This is a genomic window from Maridesulfovibrio sp. (genome assembly GCF_965230075.1).
Lineage (GTDB): Bacteria > Desulfobacterota > Desulfovibrionia > Desulfovibrionales > Desulfovibrionaceae > Maridesulfovibrio.
Genome location: NZ_OZ245945.1, coordinates 1,708,576 through 1,728,134, shown reverse-complemented (window position 1 = coordinate 1,728,134; position 19,559 = coordinate 1,708,576). Strand labels below are relative to the sequence as shown.

Here is a 19,559-nt window from a genome sequence, read left to right as displayed (position 1 = left end):
CACGCTTATAACTCTAAAAAGAGGATAAAAATATGAGTTTCGACTTTCGTATCGGCGGTGACACGCAGCAAACATACGCAACGTCAACTGCCAAAAACAGTGCGGCAGAGGAAACTGAAATCCAGTCAACCAGACTTACCATGGGCAAAAGCGCAGACGGAGACACTGTTTCCATTTCTCAGGCAGGTCAGGAAAAGCTTGCCGCTATGACATCCATGAAGTCTGGGGCGGAAGCAACCGAAGAAAGCTCTGAAAACACTTCAAGCATTGAACAGCAAATTGAAAAAGTTAAAGAACAGATAAAAAAGCTCAAAGAAGAGATCGAAAAACTGCAAAAAGAGCCTGAAAAAAACAAAGACCAGATTGCCGCAAAGCAAAATGAGTTAATGCAGTATCAGGCGCAACTCACAGAACTGCAGGACCAACAGAATAAAGCCAACGGCACCAGTTCCGGCGGCGGAACCCGGGCAGAAGGAATGAGTAATTCCCTTACCTAATCAAACCTATCTTTCAAACTTCAAAGCTGGAGTTGGCCTACACATATACCGACTCCAGCTTTTTTAGTCCCAGCGCCTGCGTCTTCGCTTTGACAACAGCCCGGAAAGTATTTAAGCAAATTTTATTAAATAAATCCGATGGAGGAACTTCATGAACCTGAGGGACTATATCCGCGATATCCCCGACTTCCCCAAAGAAGGTATCGTATACTTTGACATCACCCCGCTTCTGGCTGAGCCTAAAGCATTTCAATATACTATAGATCAGTTGGCTGAACGCTTTGCTGATTACAAAATAGACAAAATCGCTGCGGCCGAAGCTCGTGGTTTCATCTTTGGTGCACCGCTGGCTAACAAGCTTGATATCGGCTTCGTGCCTATCCGCAAGCCCGGTAAGCTGCCTTACGAAACTATTTCCGTAAGTTACGACCTTGAGTACGGCACCGACAACCTGAGCATGCACATTGATGCTGTCTCCAAAGACGAAAATGTCCTGCTCATTGATGATGTTCTCGCTACCGGCGGAACTGCTGAAGGAATGGTTAAACTGGTTGAAAAAGCAGGCGCAAACGTTTCTGCCATGGGTTTCATCGCTGAGCTGACTTTCCTCGACGGTAAAAGCAAGCTGAACGGCATTGATACTACCAGCCTCATCCAGCTTTAAATCAAGACAAGTCAAAGCTCCTGCTGCAGATCACTGATCACGGCAGGAGCTTTTTTCTTTTTCACCTTTGCAAACAAGGAAAAGCAATCATGGCAGTAATTGGAATCATCGGCGGCAGCGGACTGGACAATCCCGACATCCTCAAAGATGCAAAGGACTCAGACTATAAAACAGTATGGGGCGAACCCAGCTCTCCCATCAAGTCCGGCAAAATCGCGGGTAAGGAAGTACACATCATCGGCCGCCACGGACGCGAGCACACCATCCCCCCGACCTACGTCAACAACCGGGCCAATATTCAGGCTCTCAAGGATCTCGGCTGTGACTGCATTCTTGCTACCACCGCAGTTGGTTCTCTGCGCGAAGAGATCGACCGGGGACACTTGGTAATCATTGACCAGTTCATCGATTTTACCCGCAAGCGCGAACTTACTTTTCATCAGACCTTTGCTCCGCACGCACCGGTCCATACTCCCATGGCAGAACCCTTCGATGCCGACCTGCGCGCCAAGATGACCGCAGCCTGCAAAGAACTCGGCGTTACCGTTCACGACAAAGGAACCGTAGTTACAATCGAAGGCCCTCGTTTTTCCACCCGCGCTGAATCACACATGTTCCGTGCATGGGGAGCAGACATCATCAACATGTCCACCGCGCCTGAAGCTATCCTCGCTAACGAGGCCGGAATTCCCTACGCAGCAGTTGCCATGTCCACCGACTACGACTGCTGGAAGACCGATGAAGCGCCTGTCACATGGGACGATATCCTCGCTATTTTCAAAGCCAATGCCGAGAACGTCACTTCCATGCTGATCAAGACTATTGAAAATATTTAGGATGTAGGCCTTCGGCGACCCTGCCGGGGGCCTTAAACCCTTTTTGTAAAAAGGGTTTAAGAATCCCAAAAACTTTTATCGGGGCTTCACCTCCGTTGCCCAAAAATTGTGCGGGCTATTCATGCAACAAACCAAATGCGATCTAATCATCAAAGGCTCTTATATTCTTACCCAGAATGACGAGCGGGAATTAATTGAGGACGGGGCTATTGCTGTCAGCGGAACAACTATTTCTGCTGTGGGCAAGTCTGCTGACATTGAGGCAGCATGGGTTGCGGATGAAACCGTTGATTGTGGTAAATCCGTTATCCTGCCCGGTTTGATCAACTCCCATACTCACGTGCCTATGACCCTCATGCGCGGGGTTGCGGATGACCTGCCCCTGCTGGAATGGTTGCATAATTATATGTTTCCCATCGAATCCGGGTTGACCAAAGATCTGGTTGAACTAGGTGCGCGGCTTGGTTGCGCTGAAATGATTGCCAGCGGGACTACAGCCATATTTGACGGTTACATGTATGAGGATGTGGTCGGAAAGGCGGTTGATGAAACAGGTATAAAAGCAGTGCTCGGAGAAGGTTTTTTCAAGCTCCCTTCACCCTTTTTCAAAACCGCACAGGATGCATGGGGTGTCATAGAAGCTTTGCACAATCAGTTTGCGAGCCACGAGCGCATTAAAACGGCGATAACACCTCACGCAGTATTTACTACCGATCCTGATCAATTGGCCGAAAGCATGGAACTTGCCGAACGGCTTGACCTGCTCTGGCAGATTCATGCAGCGGAATCCGTGCCGGAAACAAAGCTAACTCTGGATACTTTTGGCAAACGGCCAATTGAAATCCTTAAAGAGTATGGCTTGCTTCGCGAACGCACCCGTCTGCATCACTGCGTTGATGTCACAGACGAGGAAATCAGCTGGATACGGGAAGCCAAGGCCATGATCGCCCACAACCCGCAATCAAATCTCAAGCTGGGTTCAGGAATCTGCCCGCTGACAAAATTTATTGAGGCCGGGGTGACTACCGGACTGGGCACAGACGGAGCAGCCAGCAATAACAATCTGGATATGTTCGATGAAATGCGCACCGCCGCCATGCTCCAAAAAGGTTTCCTGCAGGACCCGGAAGCCATGCCCGCACAGGCAGTTCTTGATATGGCAACCGTCTCAGGTGCCGATTTTCTTGGTTTTGGAGACAATGGAGCAATTAAAGCGGGAATGAAAGCGGACATCATTGCTATAAATATGGACAAGATGCACCTAAAGCCTGTATACAACCCCCTCTCGCACGTTATTTACTCCGCCGGAGGGCAGGATATCAGCCTGACGGTCTGCGATGGACAGGCTCTCTACCGAGAAGGAAAATTTTTAACCGTGGATGTGGAAACTATTTCACGGGAAGCCGAAAAGGCCGTAGAATGGGCCTTAAAGCGGATTGAGAACCGCTAAATGGATATGTTTTTTGAAATCTTGATTCAGTTTTTTCCTTGACAACATAGGGGAAGACTGCATATGGATTTGTGCTTTTCCAAGCAAAGCAATTTAAGATAAAACTAACGCTTGTTCGCAAGCGACTTGCCAAACAGGAGGCGCTACATGGCTAAAAAGAATGCAAGAGTACACGCACTCGAAGGTGCAGAAATGACTGCTGAAGGTCTTTCTTACAAAGGCGTAATTCTCGAAACCGTTGTTGAAAAATGTGACGGTTGTGAACGCGCAGTTGAATTCGAAGGTTCCAAATACTGTCCCAGCTACGCTCAGCCCGCTAAAAAGTGGTCTCACAGCGTATGCAACTTCGCCACCCACGTGCGTGCCGGTGTTGACAAAGAAGGTAAAGTTAAAGTTAACCCGCTTAAAGCATCCAAGCGTGCTGCACGCGGTCGCTAGTAGAGCATCAGCAAAATTATTCATTAATTTTGCTCGTAAAATGAGTTCAAGCTTATTTTATGAGTACGATGCCAGTTGCAAGCGAGCACTGTCTTTTCAGGCAAGTCGTTAACTGCATATTACCTGAAAAACATTCTCACGAGTGTTTTTCAACCGATTCATTTCGTGTATCATGGGAGCCGGACTTGTTCCGGCTCTTCTCTTTGGTACGCCTGAACACGACCGGATTTTCAATAACCCTGTATCTGAAGCATAACCGGAGAAATACCAATGCCCACTCAGCTTCTTTCAAAAATTGATGACATGAAAGACGCAGCTCTCGACCTCCACGCCAAGCTGGTTGCCATTCCCGCCATCGGCCCCACCAACAACGGTACCGGAGAAAAGGCAAAAGCGGACTTTCTGACCGAATATCTGAAAGAAAACGGATTCGGCGAAGTAAAATCCTACAATGCACCGGACGATAGGGTTGAGTGCGGCTACAGGCCCAATCTGGTTACTGTTATCCCCGGACAGGATCGTTCCAGAACCCTCTGGATCATTTCGCATATGGATGTTGTTCCCGTAGGCGATCTCAGCCTCTGGAAAACCGATCCGTTCAAGCTGGAACAGGACGGCGACACCATTTACGGACGCGGTGTTGAGGACAACCATCAGGGTCTGGTCAGCTCTGTAATCGCAGCAAAAGCACTGCTGGATTCCGGCCTGACCCCGGGCATCAATATCGGTCTTATCTTCGTTTCCGATGAAGAAACAGGCTCTCATTACGGTCTTGAATACATGGTAAAAGAGCACGAAGACCTGTTCAAAAAGAACGACCTCTTCCTCGTGCCTGATTCCGGTGAGCCTGATTCTGCGCTGGTTGAAATCGCAGAAAAATCCTCTGTATGGTTCAAGGTAACTGTTGAAGGCAAGCAGTGCCACGCTTCCACCCCCGAACAGGGCGTAAACTCCCTTGTGGCTGCAGCCGCCATGATCATGGAAGTTCCGGAACTGAAATACCATTTTGATGAGGAAGACGAACTTTTCTCCCCGCCTTACTCCACTTTCGAACCGACCAAGAAAGAAGCTAACGTAGAAAACATCAACACCATTCCGGGTAAGGATGTTTTTTACATCGACTGCCGCGTGCTGCCCACATACGACCTCAAAGAAGTCATTGACCAGGTCAAAGGTATGGGACTTTACGTTGCAGAAGAATACGGCGTAAAAATCACTGTGGACGTAGAAAGTGAAAGTCAGGCTGCACCGCCCACCCCGGCTGATGCCGAGATCGTGGAAAAAGTTGTTGACGCAGTCAAAGAAGTATACGGAGTAGACGCCAGAGCAGGCGGTATCGGCGGTGGAACCGTAGCCGCACACCTGCGTGAACGCGGCTACCAGACCGTTGTATGGTCCACCCTGCTGCATCAGGCCCACCAGCCTAATGAAAAAGGCTCCATCAGCAACACACTCAATGATGCAAAAGTAATGGCACTTCTGCCTTTCTAGTAAAATAAGTTAGTATCATGATCAGAAAACAGCCGCCGCCGGAAAAATTCGACCTTATTGTCGCAGGTGCGGGCCATGCTGGCTGCGAAGCCGCTATGGCTGCCGCAAACCTTGGCCTGAAAACCCTGCTTTTGACCATTAATGTAGATCGCATCGGACATTTATCCTGCAACCCTGCCATCGGCGGGCTTGCCAAGGGACACATGGTCAAGGAAATTGACGCGCTGGGCGGCTACATGGGCATCTGGTCTGATAAGGCCGGAATCCAGTTCCGTATCCTGAACACCCGCAAAGGTCCTGCTGTACGCGCCAGCCGCGCCCAGATGGACCGCAATGAATACATGCGCGTGGTCCAAAAGGATATTTTTTCACAGGAAAACCTCTGGGTACGGCAGGCTATGGCTGAGTCGCTGATCATCGAAAACGACAAGGTTGCCGGAGTTGTGACCCAGATCGGAGAGGAATTCCATTCCCGTTCAGTGATGCTGACCACCGGAACTTTTTTGCAGGGATTGATGCATATCGGGCTGGAAAACTTCAGCGGCGGACGCATGGGCGACCCTGCTTCCGTCGGTATGTCCAAAAGCCTTGAAGAGGCCGGACTTACACTGGGACGACTCAAGACCGGAACCACTCCCCGCCTGCTTAAGGATTCCATTGATTACGACAAGCTGGAAGAACAGCGCGGCGATGATCCGCCACAGCCGTTCAGTTTCCGGACCAAGGAAATCAGCCTGCCGCAGGTAAGCTGTCACATAACTTATACCAATGAGAAGGCACACGAAGCCATCCGCAGCGGCTTTGAACGCTCTCCCATGTTCACCGGAGTGATCAAGGGAACCGGAGCGCGTTACTGCCCTTCCATTGAAGATAAGGTAGCAAGGTTTCCTGAAAAGGAACGTCACCAGATTTTCCTTGAGCCTGAGGGCTACGACAGTCCTGAAGTCTACCCCAGCGGTATCCCCACCAGCCTCCCGTTGGACGTGCAGAAACGCATGATCCACTCCATCGAAGGTTTGGAGCAGGCCCAGATTGTACGTCCGGGCTACGCCATTGAATACGATTTCGTACCGCCAACCCAGTTATTGCCGACCCTTGAAACCAAGGTGCTTCCCGGGCTCTATCTGGCAGGACAGATCAACGGTACTTCCGGATATGAAGAAGCTGCGGCACAGGGACTCTGGGCTGCCTGCAACGCATTCTGCAAACTGACAGGACGTGATCCTTTCCTGCTTTCCCGCGATCAGGCATACATTGCCGTGCTGGTGGACGACCTCGTCACCAAGGGAACACTGGAGCCGTACCGCATGTTCACTTCCCGTGCAGAATACAGACTGCTGCTGCGCGAAGGTAATGCCGATCTACGTCTGACTGAAATCGGACGCGAACTGGGGTTGGTCAAAGACGATCATTGGGCGCTTTATTCTGCTAAGAAGAAAGGTCTTGATGAAGTTCTGGAAATGATGAACTCCACCCAGATCAAACCGGACAAACCGACCCGCGAAATCATCGACAAAATAGGTGGAACCGTACCTAATAAGGCAGTTTCACTTGCGGCCATACTCCGTCAGCCCGAGCTTTCCATCGCAGACATGACTAATTTCAAGCCTGAGCTTGAAGACTATGCCGATGACATAATCGCAGAAGCGGAAACCCAGATAAAATACGAAGGTTACCTTGTACGCCAGCAGGAGCTGGTGGATAAGTTCCGTAAAATGGAATCCGTCTCCCTACCTGAGGATATTGATTATTCCGCAGTAGCAGGACTGACCCGAGAAGCGGTTGAAAAACTTACAGAAGTCCGCCCCCTAACCCTTGGGCAGGCCAGCCGGATTTCCGGAATTACCCCAGCTGCAATTTCATCAATTGAAATTCATCTGAAGAAGATCGGTGCCATTTAATTATTAGGCTTGTTGGTTAAAGCATTTACTTTTCAAAATAATAAAAAATAAGTATAAGTAAAAAAAGAGCTTTAACACTTAGACAAGGCTAACCAATGGCAGTAGATCAGGAATTTTTATACAAAACCCTGCGCGGATTCGGCGAGACAGGACTCCCACAGCAGACAGTCAATATGCTGATTGTCGTGGGATTCTGTATTGTCGCCATTGCTGCCGCTGTACTCTGGTATAACAATAAAGAATTGAAGAAAAAACTGAACGTTGTCCCCACAAGCTGGATAACCGACAGAGAGCAACTTGATAAAATATTTGAAACGGCCCTTGTCTACCGTTCCAAAATTGATCTGAGCTTTTATTCCAAATCTGAAAAACGACGTACTATCGCCTGCTCCATTGAAGACATAGAGAATCAACTTATTCTCGAAATGCCGGCCGATGGGAATGTTGCTAAAACATGGGTAGGCCGTGAGGTAACAGGCTTCTTCCATGTCCCTGCAAAACAGGCGGGCATGGTCATTTTCTATAACTTTACTTCAACAATTGTCGAAGTAAAAGCCAAAGGATCGCAATACTTCAACCTCTTCCTTAGCTTGCCTGAGCACGTAGAACAAACTCAGAAGCGGGAATTCCTGCGGGTATCCCCACCCTCACGCCACTACGACTACGCAAACGTAATCCCGGATACCAAGCAAGGCTTGAATGCAGGTCTAAAATTCATCGCCACAAATGGCGAATATAGCCCCGGGCATATGGGAGGTAAGGATTCCAGTGTGTTTCTCTCCGATATTTCCGGAGGAGGCCTATCGCTCGAACTGACCCATATGACAACCAAACGGGCTTCCCGGTTCAAACTGAACAAAGGCAATAACTTTCTAGTGTTGCTCAGCCTTGTGGACTTCGGTGACAGGGGTATTGTTCGCCATCTTTTTGTTTGTAAAATCAGACGCGTATATATCGATCCCACTCAAGGGCGGGCACAACTTGGGCTTTCCTTTGAATCTAAATTCATGGGTTTTGACGAAGACACCAAAAGGCCTAAGTGGGAAAAAGTCGATCAAAACGGTTGCCCGGAGATGGACGACTGGACCTATAACCTTTACCTTGAACTTTACAGGGAAGGTAACGAATAATTAAGCTTGTTGACACGAACAGCACATAATAAGTAGATATAAACATAAACCTGATTTCTATTTACTTATAAAATTGGATCAACCGCAAAAAGGAGAATTGAATTGGACGACGGTTCTGAAGGCCGATTGTGGGCCAAAATGGTCAATATTTTTAAAAAAACCGACTCTCCTCTTGAAGAGCACATCCTCGAAGCAAGTGAAGACGGCGAAATCAAAGATGAAGTCGTTTCCATGCTGCTCAACGTCCTTGAACTCAAGGACACCGAAGCCCATGAAATCATGATTCCCCGCACAGATATGATCGGTGTCGAAGTAGGCGGCGGTCTGGCTGATGTTGCCGAGGAGATCATTGAGCACGGGCATTCCCGCATTCCTGTTTATCAAGACACAAAAGACCGCATCGTAGGCATCATCCACGCCAAAGATATCATCGCACCGCTGCTTAGAGGTAAGAATGATACCCCCCTTGAAGAAATCATGCGGGAGCCTTTCTTTGTTTCCGAACACATCAAAGTAAAAACGCTACTCAAGGAATTCCAGACCGGACGCATACACATGGCCATACTGCAGGATGAGTATGGCGGAACATCCGGCCTGATCACCATGGAAGATGTCCTTGAAGAAATTGTCGGCGATATTTCCGATGAGCATGACGCTGAACGCCCTTCAGACTTCAATGAACTGGAAAACGGAAAATTCCTCATCTCCGGCAGGGTCCCCCTGACCGAAGTCTCTGAAAAACTAGGCCTAAGTCTCGATTCAGAGCATGTGGAATCCATCGGCGGATATATTTCCGAACTTACTGGACGGATTCCCCATGTTGGAGAATTCATTAATATTTCAGGTTATAAGTTCACCGTTCATGAAGGTGATGCCAAACAGATCACTTCAATCCTCATAGACCCGCCAACCGGTAACTAGAATGCATCCAGCTGTTCCGATTCTTATTGCAATGCTGTCTGCCGGGCTTGGTTATGCCAATCCCCTGCTCCACCTTCCTGCTGCGATACTTGCGTTTCCGCTGGCACTGGGGATGATAGCCTTCTCGGCTGCCTCGCCACGCAAGGCCCTGAAACGCGGCTGGATAGCCGGATCACTGGCCTCTTTGGCCTGTATGTACTGGATTGCTTATCCCGTAGGAGTTTATGGCGGTCTTCCATGGGCCTTGGCCATACCATGCCCCGTACTCATCGCTATGGCGCTAGGCGCATATTATGCCATCTACACCTACATATTAAACCTAGCTGCACGAGCCTTCCCCCCATTTGCACTCTGTATTTTCAGCGGTCTGCTCTGGACCAGTATGGAAACAGCACAAGGCTATTTATTCTCAGGTTTTCCGTGGATGACCTTATCTTCCGCTCTGGCTTTCAGACCGGAATGGATTCAAGGAGCTGCTTTTATCGGCGCTTACGGGCTTTCCGGACTGCTGGTATCCGTTGCAACGGCAATCCTGTGCTGCAAAATTTCACATCCGGCTAAGATTTGGACTATAGCTGTTGTCGCAGTGATCATTATACTTGGCGGCCTGCGCACCACCCAGGAACAATTTTCTAATCTCACCAAAACCGGAGAGACTTCCATCGGCCTTATTCAGGGTAATATTGATCAGGCCAAAAAATGGGATGCTAAGTATAAAAAAACCACTTTTGAAAAATACATCCGCCTAAGCAAACAGGTTGCCCACAAAACCGACCTCATGCTCTGGCCTGAAACCGCCATGCCATTCTACCTTCAGGATGGAGGAATAATGCGTGCGGAAATCATGCATTTCGCGACTGAGACCAATACCCCGGTCCTGACCGGAGCTCCCGGATACGTACTGCACAGTAAGGGTGATTTTTCACTCTACAACCGGGCCTATCTTATCTCGCCGAACAAGAAGTACATGGATTGGTACGACAAATCACATCTGGTGCCTTTTGGCGAATACATGCCCTTTAAAGAATACCTTCCGCTCGGTAAGCTGGTACAAGGTGCCGGTGACTTTATCCCCGGTTCCGACGCATCTCCGCTGAAAAGCGGCGACCTTGCTATGGGTATGCTCATTTGCTATGAAGGAATCTTTCCGGAACTGGCACAGGAACGGATAGAAAAAGGTGCCAACATACTGATAAACATCAGTAATGACGCATGGTATGGTGACACGTCCGCACCACGACAGCACCTCAACCTTGTGACCATGAGGGCTGTTGAGCAAGGGCGCTACATGCTCAGGGGAACCAACACCGGTATTTCAGCCTGCATTGACCCGCTGGGCCGGGTCAGCCACGCAACCGAACTCTTTGTTGATGCGGCTGTAGCAGCCGAAGCCGAACTGATTAGCGGCAACACTTTTTACCACGCAAACTACAGAGCAATAACCATAACCCCACTGGTTATGACCCTGCTCGGTGCAATATGGATAATTATTAACCGCCGAAAGAAAAGGGCGGAAATTCAAATATAAAGGAATAATTTCAAAACATGCTTCAATTTTCAGACCTCAGATCCAAGGCTTTAACCTGCATAGATAAATACCAATCCCTCTGGGGGCGTCTTTGACCACGCACAAAGCAAAGAAAGACTTGAAGAAATAGAACACGACCTGAGCAAACCCGGTGCATGGGATAAGCCGGACGCGCTGACCCCTGTCCTGCGCGAAAAATCCATGCTCGAAGAAAAGGTTACTTCATATGAAACCCTTTCCTCCAGTAAAGAAGATGTAGAAGAATGGCTGATGATGGCCTCGGAAGATCAGGATCAGGAAATCCTTGAAGCCCTTTCCGAGAACGTTGAAAAGCTTGCCAAGCTTGTAGAACAGACCGAGCTTGCCGCCCTGCTTTCCGGGCCGGAGGATAAAAGCACGGCTATTCTTGAAATTCACCCCGGAGCAGGTGGGATCGAATCTCAGGACTGGGCGGAAATGCTGCTACGCATGTATCTGCGTTGGGCAGACAAAAGAAACTGGAAAACCAGCTATCTTGATTACCAGCCTGATGATGAAGCCGGCATCAAGAGCGTGACCCTGCGTATTGAGGGACTTTACGCCTATGGTTTCCTCAAAGGTGAAGCCGGTATCCATCGTTTGATCCGTATTTCTCCTTTTGATGCTTCCGGCAGACGACATACTTCCTTTGCCTCGGTTGACGTTTACCCTGAAATTTCACAGGATATTGAAATCGAAGTCAAAGACGAAGACATCCGCCTTGACGTTTTCCGGGCCAGCGGTCCCGGCGGGCAGCACGTCAACAAGACCAACTCTGCGGTACGCATCACCCATCTGCCCACCAACATTGTTGTTCAGTGCCAGAATGAAAAATCACAGCTGAAAAACAAAGAAACCGCCATGAAAGTCCTCAAGTCCCGGCTTTACGAGCAGGAACTTAAGAGACAGGAAGAAAGCAAGAGAGCTGACTACGCCACCAAGGATTCCATCGGATTCGGCAGTCAGATCAGGACATACACTCTGCAACCTTACCGACTGGTCAAAGACCATCGCTGCGGAGCCGAAGACGGCAATGTCGAAGCGGTTCTGGACGGCGAGCTTGACGGCCTGATCAGAAAATACATGCTTGACGCATATGGCGGAGAAAATGAGCGCTGAGTACATCGCTGAAAATGAAGCCAGTCTTCTTGAAGAACTGCTTTCCGTGCGGGACAGGTTCTGTAACGAAAAAGGGGTCTGTCACGCCCACGAATGCCCGGAAGGACTTGCCGTACTGCGGCTCTGTCCGGGAATGACTCTCGAAGCCTGGGAAATCCTTGCGGAGAGGCACGGTTTGAACGACTGGATGACCGTTCCCCTTGACCGGGACATGGCCCCGCATTTGATCCATGTGCAATCCGTTTTACAGGAACTTTCCTATAAAACCGAACACGACCCGCTAACCGGACTTTCCAACCGCAGGGTCTTTGAAAGAACCCTTGATCAGGAAATAGAAAGGACCAGAAGAAGTAAAACCCCTCTGACACTGGCTATACTTGATCTGGATAATTTCAAAAAGATCAACGATACGTGGGGGCACCTGAAAGGAGACGAAGTACTCATTGACTTCGCCGATCTCCTTTCCCAGAACTCTCGCCGCTACGACCTCGTAGCCCGCATCGGCGGCGAAGAATTTGCGATCATCCTTTCCGGTGTAGGTCTGGTTAAAGCCAAGCAACTGCTGGAAAGACTACTGGATAAAATCCGCGGGCTGACCTTCACCAAGCCGGGTAGCAATGAAACTTTTTCCGTAACCTGCTCCGCCGGAATCTCCTGCTTCAAAGGCATGGTGGATGTTGAAATGCATGAACTGATAGGCAAAGCGGATAAGGCTCTTTATGATGCCAAAAAGGCCGGCAAAGATCAGGTCTGCTCTGCCGATATTCTTGATTTTGAAACAGTGACCAAGGAAACCCTTGTGCACGCCAATGAAAAAAAATTCTTATTCACTGGGAATTAAAGGAAAAGATAAGACATGATCAATGCCAATAAAACATTAAGCCTTGCTATCATGAGCGGTAAGGGTGGAGTCGGTAAAACCAACCTATCCCTTAATCTTTCCTACGCCTTGAACACCGGGGGCAACAGCCTGCTGCTTATGGACTGTGACCTCGGACTGGCCAACCTCGACGTTCTGCTTGGAATTTCTCCGGAATCGAATATGCAGGACCTGCTCACCAGCGGTGCCAAGCCGTCCGATATTGTCATCCCCATTGAACAGGGAAAGAAATTCGACATCCTGCCTGCAGCTTCCGGTGTTCCGGAACTGGTGGAGATGGATGAAGACATGCAGGATCTCCTGTTCAGCAAGATCACCGAACTTGTAGGCAGCTACCAGTATCTGGTGCTAGATCTCGGAGCCGGAATCAACGGAACCGTGCTCTCTTTTGCGGCCATGACCCAAATGAGAATCGTGGTCATTACCCCGGAACCGACCTCTCTGACTGACAGCTACGCCTTGATAAAGGTTCTTCATTCTCAGCACAATGTCAGTGATTTCAACATAGTAGTAAACCAAGCTTCCAACGAAAAAGAAGCGCGAGAAACTTTTGATCGCCTGAATATGGCCTGCGAAAAATTTCTTAATATTAAGTTGAAAAATATGGGCTATGTGCGCTATGATCCTGCGGTAACAGAAGCTGTAAGACGGCAGATTCCTTTCATTAAGTATGCTCCCAAATCTGAAGCAAGCCGGGATATCCTGAATATTGCGGTCAAAATTCAGAAAATCAGAATGGAAAATATGGGCAGACTCAGCGAAAGACCTGTCATGAAAAAATTTCCGACACTGGACGATTAATTATGCTTGACGAAAAGGGTAACTTTTCGGCATAGTTGTATTAGAAATGGTAAAACACTAGCTTGTCACACTCAACACGATGTGGGAGAGGACATGAACAAAAGCGAACTGATCAAGAGTCTTGCGGAAGAAAAAGGTCTCCACGTGGATGAATCAGCCGAAATTGTTGATGCATTTGTAGATGCCATCAAAGAGGCACTTGTTCGCGGCGACAGAGTTGAAATCAGAGGATTCGGCAGCTTTAAGATGAAGGAATACAAAGGGTACACCGGCCGCAACCCTAAAACAGGTGCTGTCGTTGACGTTACCCCCAAAAAACTGCCTTTCTTCCGTCCCGGTAAAGAACTGAAAGAATATTTGAACGCTTAATGCGCCTTCTCATATTTGCTTTTCTTATCCTTGCCAGCATGGGAACCTCAATTTCCCACGCTGGCAAGGATGTACTATTGTCTATTGCAGACACCGCCAACACATTCGGGACTGTGAATCCCTGCCCCACCTGAGGAAACAAAACCCTTGGTGGACTGGCCCGGAGGGCCGGTTATTTAATGGATCTGCGGGTAGCACAGAAACATGACGTCCTGATACTGGGCGGTGCTTTTGAATTTCTGCCGACTTCCGGCAAAAAAGTTTCCGATAAAAAACGAAATGCGCTGACTGAAGCTTTCCAAATCATTAATTATGATTTAGGAATTCTAAGTCCTGCTGAAATGAGTTTTCTGCAAAATTCACCTAAAGGAATTCCGGAAAACTGGATCGGCAACATGGAAGCACAGGTTACTTACAAGCCTCTTGCTAATGATAAGAAGGCGGCAATAATCGTCCTTCCATACCTTGAAAAAGGATCTGACGACCTTCCTGATGATCTTATTGATGAATGCGCCACACTGATCAAAGAAAGCAGGAATAAAGCTGATCTGGTAATTGCCATGAGTTCATGGGGTTACTTCAGGGAGAAAAAATTTCTCGCCAATCCGGTCATTGGCGAGGCTCCCCCGGATATTCTCCTCGGGAGCGGTGACGGACCGGGACTTTCCGGCAGCCTTACCGCAAAAGGTAAGACCTTGTGGGTTCGCAGCTACCCTACCGGAAAAGCGGTCAACAGAATCGATATTTACGACTGGCCTTCCAGAGATGAAGACTATAAATGGTCTTCGGGCCAGAACGTAAAATGGTTTCTGCAGACCTTGACTGAAAAGCTTCGTGAGGAGCCGGAAGTCTTAAAGCTGCTCAGTGGTATTTCGGATGATAAGTAAATTAAATTTGGAGGCTTAAACATGACATTCCAAGGAGCATTCACTGCTCTGGTCACTCCGTTCAAGAACGGAGAGATTGATCAGGACGCATACCGCGAACTGATCGAGTGGCAGATCGAACAGGGAATCGACGGTCTTGTACCTTGTGGTACTACCGGCGAAGCGGCAACACTGACCCATGAAGAACAAGGTGAGGTTATTAGAATCTGTGTCGAGCAGGCCAAGGGACGTGTCCCGGTCATCGCTGGCGCGGGTTCCAACAATACTAAGGAAGCCGTAAACCTGACTAAGCTTGCTAAACAGGCAGGCGCAGACGCCACCCTCCAGATTACCCCATACTATAATAAACCGACTCCGGCGGGCTTGCTGGCGCATTTCAAAGCCCTTTCCGAAGAGGCATCCATGCCCTTCATCCTTTATAATGTGCCTGGAAGAACCGGACTCAACTGCATGCCGGAAACCATCGCCATGATCGCGAACGAAGTTCCCGATGTAGTCGGTGTAAAGGAAGCAACCGCCAATCTCGGTCAGGTTTCTGATGTAATCGAAAAATGCCCCGAGGGATTCACCGTACTTTCCGGTGACGACTTCACTGTACTGCCCCTGCTCTCTCTTGGTGGACACGGCGTAATCTCCGTTGTCTCCAACATCATGCCTAAAACCATGTCTGACATGTGTGCGGCATACCGCGCAGGCGACATGAAGAAAGCACAGGAACTGCACTTCAAAATGCAGCCTGTGAACAGGGTCATGTTCGTTGAAACCAACCCCATCCCGGTTAAAACAGCGCTGGGCATGATGGGTAAATTCGAGACTTCCTTCAGGCTGCCACTGGTTCCCCTAGCTGATGCCAGCAGTGCCAAACTGGAAGCCCAGCTTAAAGAAAGCGGCCTGATCTAGATTGCTTTTCAGCATTACAAATAAAAAAAAAGTCCCCGCACGCCAACCGTGCGGGGACTTTTTTTTATTCACTCAAGATAATCTATTAAAAAAATATTATTTAAATACCTCCGGTGTATACCCTTCTGGGAGATGGGCTGTGCCCTTAGTTACGGGAATTCCTGCCTCCGCTGCCGCATTAATTGCCAGAGCATCAATGTTTTCGCAAAACCCGTTACCGAGTTTCCAGCCCTCCTGTTCTTTTTTAGAAAAGGCGCAAGTTACAACGTGAACAGATTCCGCGCCTTTGGCTTTTAAAATCTTGACCATATCCGTGAAGTTATCGCCGGGACAACGGCAGGTAAAAACTCCTGCCAGCGAACAGACATCATACCCGCTGAATCCCTGAATTGTCTGGTCATGACATTTAATACAATTGGTCAGAGGACATTTATTTTCATTCTTTTCACAGCGGATCATTCCGATTTTAGTCATCCTGAACCTCCTGTAAGCTAATACTGACCGCCGCCCATACCGCGACCGCCGCCACCCATGCCACGGCCTCCGCCGCCCATGCCACGACCGCCACCAGCCATGCCCATTCCGCGCCCGGTTCCGCCCATACGACGACAACCGCCACCAAAACGACTCAAGCTATTAGGAGACCTTTTAAGATCTGCAACGGGCTGACCTTCACCACCGAATTCAGCCACATAATTCTCGGCCAGTTCACGCACGGTGCCGGACTGGACTGTAACCATTTCAATACGTCCTGCCTGCAAAGCCTGCTCCGCCTTAGGACCAAAAGTGCCAGAAATAGCAACACTAACACCCTGATCAGCCAATAACTGTGCAGTCTGCAATCCGGCTCCACCAGCAACCTGAGCATTACCGGAATTATCCACAAAACGACTTTCACCTGTTTCGCTATCAAAAACAACGAAGCCCGCAGCCCTGCCAAAACGAGGTTCAAACGGGCTGTCCACATTAGAGTTATTTGCACTTACAGCGATAAGCATACTGCCTCCTGTTCTGAAATTAATTATTCTTTTCACTTAACAGTGCATAAAGGAGGCCAACAAATTCAATACTATAAAAACAACCGATTATCAGACACTTAGTAACACATCGCTAAAAACCCTTGACGCACAACGAGCCCAAAAACACAATTTGGGATAATTTTAAGCCCTACGAAGTCTATTTATGACCGCTGCGTTTCAGCCCAATCAGCCTTTTGTAACCGATAGAGAAAATGCTCACGCAAAGGATTGCCAGTAGGGACTGACGGATGCTCAAACGTTTCACTTTCACGACTCATGCCGAGTCTTTTCATCACAGCCTGTGACGGTTTATTTTGCGTGGCAGTAAAAGAAACAATCTCTTCCAGACCAAGATCAGTGAAACCATACTCCAACGCAAATTGTGCTGCTTCAGTAGCGTAACCATGACCCCAAAATTGTTTATCGAGACGCCAACCGATCTCAACACACGGAGAAAACGGAAGTATCACAGAAGGAATATGCAGCCCCACAAAACCGATAAACGGTGCAACTTTCGGAATTTCGACCGCCCAGAATCCCCAGCCGCGCTCACCAATCAAGGCTCTCATGGTATCTGCGTTAGCATTACTTTCCGCTTCAGAAAGAGGTGCCGGGAAATAGCGCATAACATCAGGGTCCGCGTTAATACGGGCAAAAGGAGCATAATCACTGTCCTGCCATCCACGCAAGACAAGTCGTTCGCTTTTGAATTTAATCATAATAAACAGGATACAATAGAATTAAAGGCTCTGTAAATTTTCCAACGCAAACACTAACCAAACAAAAAAGCAGCCCGGTCTCAATTAGACCAGCCTGCTCAAAAAACACAACTACCTTCAACCAAAGACAGCCCTAGAAATCTATATGCGCAGCTTATTAAAAAGTTTTGAAGGGAGAGTCCAGAGAGGTAAACTTTTCCCAAAAGTTTACCTCTCTGGTCGCCGAAGGCATTACAAATTCTTAATAACGGCTTCACCCATTTCGGTGCAGCCTACGAGCTTACCGCCCTCATCCATGATATCTCCAGTACGGAGTCCTTCAGAGAGGGTCTTCTCAACTGCGGCTTCAATGCAATCTGCTTCTTCTGCCATGTTGAAGGAGTAGCGCAGCATCATAGCAATGGAGAGAATAGTTGCCAGCGGATTGGCTTTGTTCTCGCCTGCGATGTCCGGTGCGGAACCGTGGATGGGCTCGTACAGACCGGGATTGGAAGCACCCAGTGATGCGGAAGGCAGCATGCCGATGGACCCGGTGATTGCCGCAGCTGCATCGGAAAGAATATCACCGAACAGGTTTCCGGTCACGATCACGTCGAACTGAGAAGGATCGCGCACCAGCTGCATGGCAGCATTATCAACATACATGTGGCTCAGCTCAACTTCGGGGTAATCCTTGGACACCTCGATGACGATCTCACGCCAGACACGGGAAACGTCCAGAACGTTGGCTTTGTCTACGGAACACAAACGTTTGTCGCGTTTCATGGCGGCTTCAAAAGCAACCTTGGCAATGCGCTTAACTTCGTGCTCGTAATAAACCATGGTGTTGTAGCCCATGCGCTCGCCATTTTCGGTCTTGGTGCCGCGCGGCTCACCAAAATAGATACCGCCTGTCAATTCACGCACGACCATGACATCGAGGCCGCGCTCAACGATATCAGCACGCAAGTAACAGGCTTCTTTCAGCTCGGAAAACAGCGCTGCAGGACGCAGGTTAGCGAACAAGGAAAGCTCCTTGCGAATACCGAGCAAGCCACGCTCAGGACGGATAGCCGGATCAATGGTATCCCACTTGGGACCACCCACAGCGCCGAGCAGAACAGCATCAGACTCTTTGCAAGCCTTGATGGTCTCTTCTGGCAAAGGGCCACCTGTAGCGTCGATGGCTGCGCCGCCGATCAGTGCTTCGGTGGTTTCGAATTTATGACCGAACTTTTCGCCGATTACGTTCAGGACTTTAACGCCCTGCTCCATGATTTCCGGCCCGATACCGTCACCGGGCATTACGCATATTTTCATTTTGAAATTCCTATATGATGCGCTATCGCGCTTTATATTGATGATGCCTTCGGCGACCCTGCCGGGGGCCTTAACCCCTTTGAAAAGGGTTTAAGAATCCCAAACTTTTTTAATATGGCTTCGCCACCTTATATGATCAGAACGCGCTCTATACACAACCTGACCTGCATCTTGATTAGATCTATTTAGAGAGACGATCTTTAACGTATTCTACCAGTCCGCCACAATCGAGGATGCCCTTCATAAACGGGGGAACCGGAGCACAAGTGATGGTTTCGCCTGTGGTCACGTTTTTGATTTCGCCCTTTTCTGCGTCAACTTCGAGCTGGTCGCCATCGCCAAGATTTTCGAAATCATCGCCTACTTCAAGGAGAATGAGACCCATGTTGAAGCCGTTACGGTAAAAAATTCGGGCGAAGCTCTTGGCAACTACGACCGGAATTCCGGCACCGAGAATGGAAATGGGTGCATGTTCACGGGAAGAACCACAGCCGAAGTTCTCATCGGCAACCATGATATCGTTCTTTTTAACGCGCTTAATCCAGCCTTCTTCCAGACCTTCCATGCAGTTCGCACCAAGTTCATCAGGATCGGTGGTAACCAGAAAACGAGCCGGGATGATAGCATCAGTATCAATATGTGCCCCGACTCTGTGTGCTGTTCCTTTGATAGACATATTTAAATTCTCCTAT

21 protein-coding genes are annotated in these 19,559 nt (G+C 48.9%); 16 read left to right on the top strand and 5 right to left on the bottom strand.

Annotation, left to right across the window (positions count from 1 at the left end):
• Positions 1-32: 32 nt before the first annotated feature.
• The 16 genes from ACO05Z_RS07805 to dapA all read left to right on the top strand — a co-directional run bounded on the left by ACO05Z_RS07805 (position 33) and on the right by dapA (position 15,830).
• On the top strand, positions 33-497 hold the full coding sequence (locus ACO05Z_RS07805; protein ID WP_421901602.1) for a hypothetical protein: 465 nt from the start codon (positions 33-35) through the stop codon (positions 495-497).
• Positions 498-648: 151 nt separating this feature from the next.
• Complete coding sequence (locus tag ACO05Z_RS07800; RefSeq protein ID WP_421901601.1) at positions 649-1,161, top strand: adenine phosphoribosyltransferase; 513 nt, start codon at positions 649-651, stop codon at positions 1,159-1,161.
• Between the two features lie 89 nt (positions 1,162-1,250).
• The gene (gene mtnP / locus ACO05Z_RS07795; RefSeq protein ID WP_421901600.1) at positions 1,251-1,997 is read left to right on the top strand and encodes an S-methyl-5'-thioadenosine phosphorylase; all 747 of its coding nucleotides are present in this window, start codon (positions 1,251-1,253) and stop codon (positions 1,995-1,997) included.
• 121 nt (positions 1,998-2,118) lie between these two features.
• A complete protein-coding gene (locus ACO05Z_RS07790) occupies positions 2,119-3,447 on the top strand; it encodes an amidohydrolase family protein (RefSeq protein ID WP_421901599.1) in 1,329 nt (442 codons plus the stop codon).
• 147 nt (positions 3,448-3,594) lie between these two features.
• The gene (locus ACO05Z_RS07785; protein ID WP_163295075.1) at positions 3,595-3,885 is read left to right on the top strand and encodes a PxxKW family cysteine-rich protein; all 291 of its coding nucleotides are present in this window, start codon (positions 3,595-3,597) and stop codon (positions 3,883-3,885) included.
• Between the two features lie 270 nt (positions 3,886-4,155).
• Entirely contained in the window at positions 4,156-5,376 is a 1,221-nt protein-coding gene (locus ACO05Z_RS07780) for a M20 family metallo-hydrolase (protein WP_421901598.1), read from the top strand.
• A 17-nt stretch (positions 5,377-5,393) separates the two neighbouring features.
• Positions 5,394-7,277, top strand: a complete 1,884-nt coding sequence (gene mnmG / locus ACO05Z_RS07775) for a tRNA uridine-5-carboxymethylaminomethyl(34) synthesis enzyme MnmG (RefSeq protein ID WP_421901597.1) — start codon at positions 5,394-5,396, stop codon at positions 7,275-7,277.
• Positions 7,278-7,372: 95 nt separating this feature from the next.
• Positions 7,373-8,407, top strand: coding sequence for a hypothetical protein (locus ACO05Z_RS07770; RefSeq protein WP_421901595.1), 1,035 nt, complete (start codon positions 7,373-7,375; stop codon positions 8,405-8,407).
• 102 nt (positions 8,408-8,509) lie between these two features.
• Positions 8,510-9,328: a hemolysin family protein gene (locus ACO05Z_RS07765; RefSeq protein ID WP_421901594.1), complete on the top strand. Its 819-nt coding sequence runs from the start codon at positions 8,510-8,512 to the stop codon at positions 9,326-9,328.
• A 1-nt stretch (position 9,329) separates the two neighbouring features.
• Positions 9,330-10,856, top strand: a complete 1,527-nt coding sequence (lnt, locus tag ACO05Z_RS07760) for an apolipoprotein N-acyltransferase (protein ID WP_421901593.1) — start codon at positions 9,330-9,332, stop codon at positions 10,854-10,856.
• A 17-nt stretch (positions 10,857-10,873) separates the two neighbouring features.
• A protein-coding gene (gene prfB / locus ACO05Z_RS07755; RefSeq protein ID WP_421901592.1) for a peptide chain release factor 2 occupies positions 10,874-11,993 on the top strand; the annotation gives its coding sequence in 2 pieces (ribosomal slippage) (positions 10,874-10,948 and positions 10,950-11,993; 1,119 coding nt in all).
• Entirely contained in the window at positions 11,983-12,834 is an 852-nt protein-coding gene (locus tag ACO05Z_RS07750) for a GGDEF domain-containing protein (RefSeq protein WP_421901591.1), read from the top strand. Before prfB ends, ACO05Z_RS07750 begins: the two co-directional genes overlap by 11 nt.
• A 15-nt stretch (positions 12,835-12,849) precedes the next feature.
• Positions 12,850-13,674, top strand: a complete 825-nt coding sequence (locus tag ACO05Z_RS07745) for a MinD/ParA family protein (RefSeq protein ID WP_421901590.1) — start codon at positions 12,850-12,852, stop codon at positions 13,672-13,674.
• Positions 13,675-13,713: 39 nt separating this feature from the next.
• The gene (locus ACO05Z_RS07740) at positions 13,714-14,043 is read left to right on the top strand and encodes an HU family DNA-binding protein (RefSeq protein ID WP_421904176.1); all 330 of its coding nucleotides are present in this window, start codon (positions 13,714-13,716) and stop codon (positions 14,041-14,043) included.
• Entirely contained in the window at positions 14,043-14,930 is an 888-nt protein-coding gene (locus ACO05Z_RS07735) for a UshA-like (seleno)protein family 2 (protein WP_421901589.1), read from the top strand. Before ACO05Z_RS07740 ends, ACO05Z_RS07735 begins: the two co-directional genes overlap by 1 nt.
• Before the next feature lie 21 nt (positions 14,931-14,951).
• The gene (gene dapA / locus ACO05Z_RS07730) at positions 14,952-15,830 is read left to right on the top strand and encodes a 4-hydroxy-tetrahydrodipicolinate synthase (RefSeq protein WP_421901588.1); all 879 of its coding nucleotides are present in this window, start codon (positions 14,952-14,954) and stop codon (positions 15,828-15,830) included.
• Positions 15,831-15,926: 96 nt separating this feature from the next.
• Here dapA and ACO05Z_RS07725 read toward each other — a convergent pair whose 3' ends face one another.
• The 5 genes from ACO05Z_RS07725 to ACO05Z_RS07705 all read right to left on the bottom strand — a co-directional run bounded on the left by ACO05Z_RS07725 (position 15,927) and on the right by ACO05Z_RS07705 (position 19,543).
• A complete protein-coding gene (locus ACO05Z_RS07725) occupies positions 15,927-16,304 on the bottom strand; it encodes a CGGC domain-containing protein (RefSeq protein ID WP_421901587.1) in 378 nt (125 codons plus the stop codon).
• Positions 16,305-16,321: 17 nt separating this feature from the next.
• A complete protein-coding gene (locus ACO05Z_RS07720; RefSeq protein ID WP_421901586.1) occupies positions 16,322-16,828 on the bottom strand; it encodes a NifB/NifX family molybdenum-iron cluster-binding protein in 507 nt (168 codons plus the stop codon).
• Between the two features lie 182 nt (positions 16,829-17,010).
• On the bottom strand, positions 17,011-17,568 hold the full coding sequence (locus tag ACO05Z_RS07715; RefSeq protein ID WP_421901585.1) for a GNAT family N-acetyltransferase: 558 nt from the start codon (positions 17,566-17,568) through the stop codon (positions 17,011-17,013).
• 231 nt (positions 17,569-17,799) lie between these two features.
• Positions 17,800-18,867 (bottom strand): 3-isopropylmalate dehydrogenase, encoded by a 1,068-nt coding sequence (leuB, locus tag ACO05Z_RS07710; RefSeq protein WP_421901584.1) that lies wholly within the window; start codon positions 18,865-18,867, stop codon positions 17,800-17,802.
• Positions 18,868-19,048: 181 nt separating this feature from the next.
• The gene (locus ACO05Z_RS07705; RefSeq protein ID WP_421901583.1) at positions 19,049-19,543 is read right to left on the bottom strand and encodes a 3-isopropylmalate dehydratase small subunit; all 495 of its coding nucleotides are present in this window, start codon (positions 19,541-19,543) and stop codon (positions 19,049-19,051) included.
• Between the last annotated feature and the right edge of the window lie 16 nt (positions 19,544-19,559).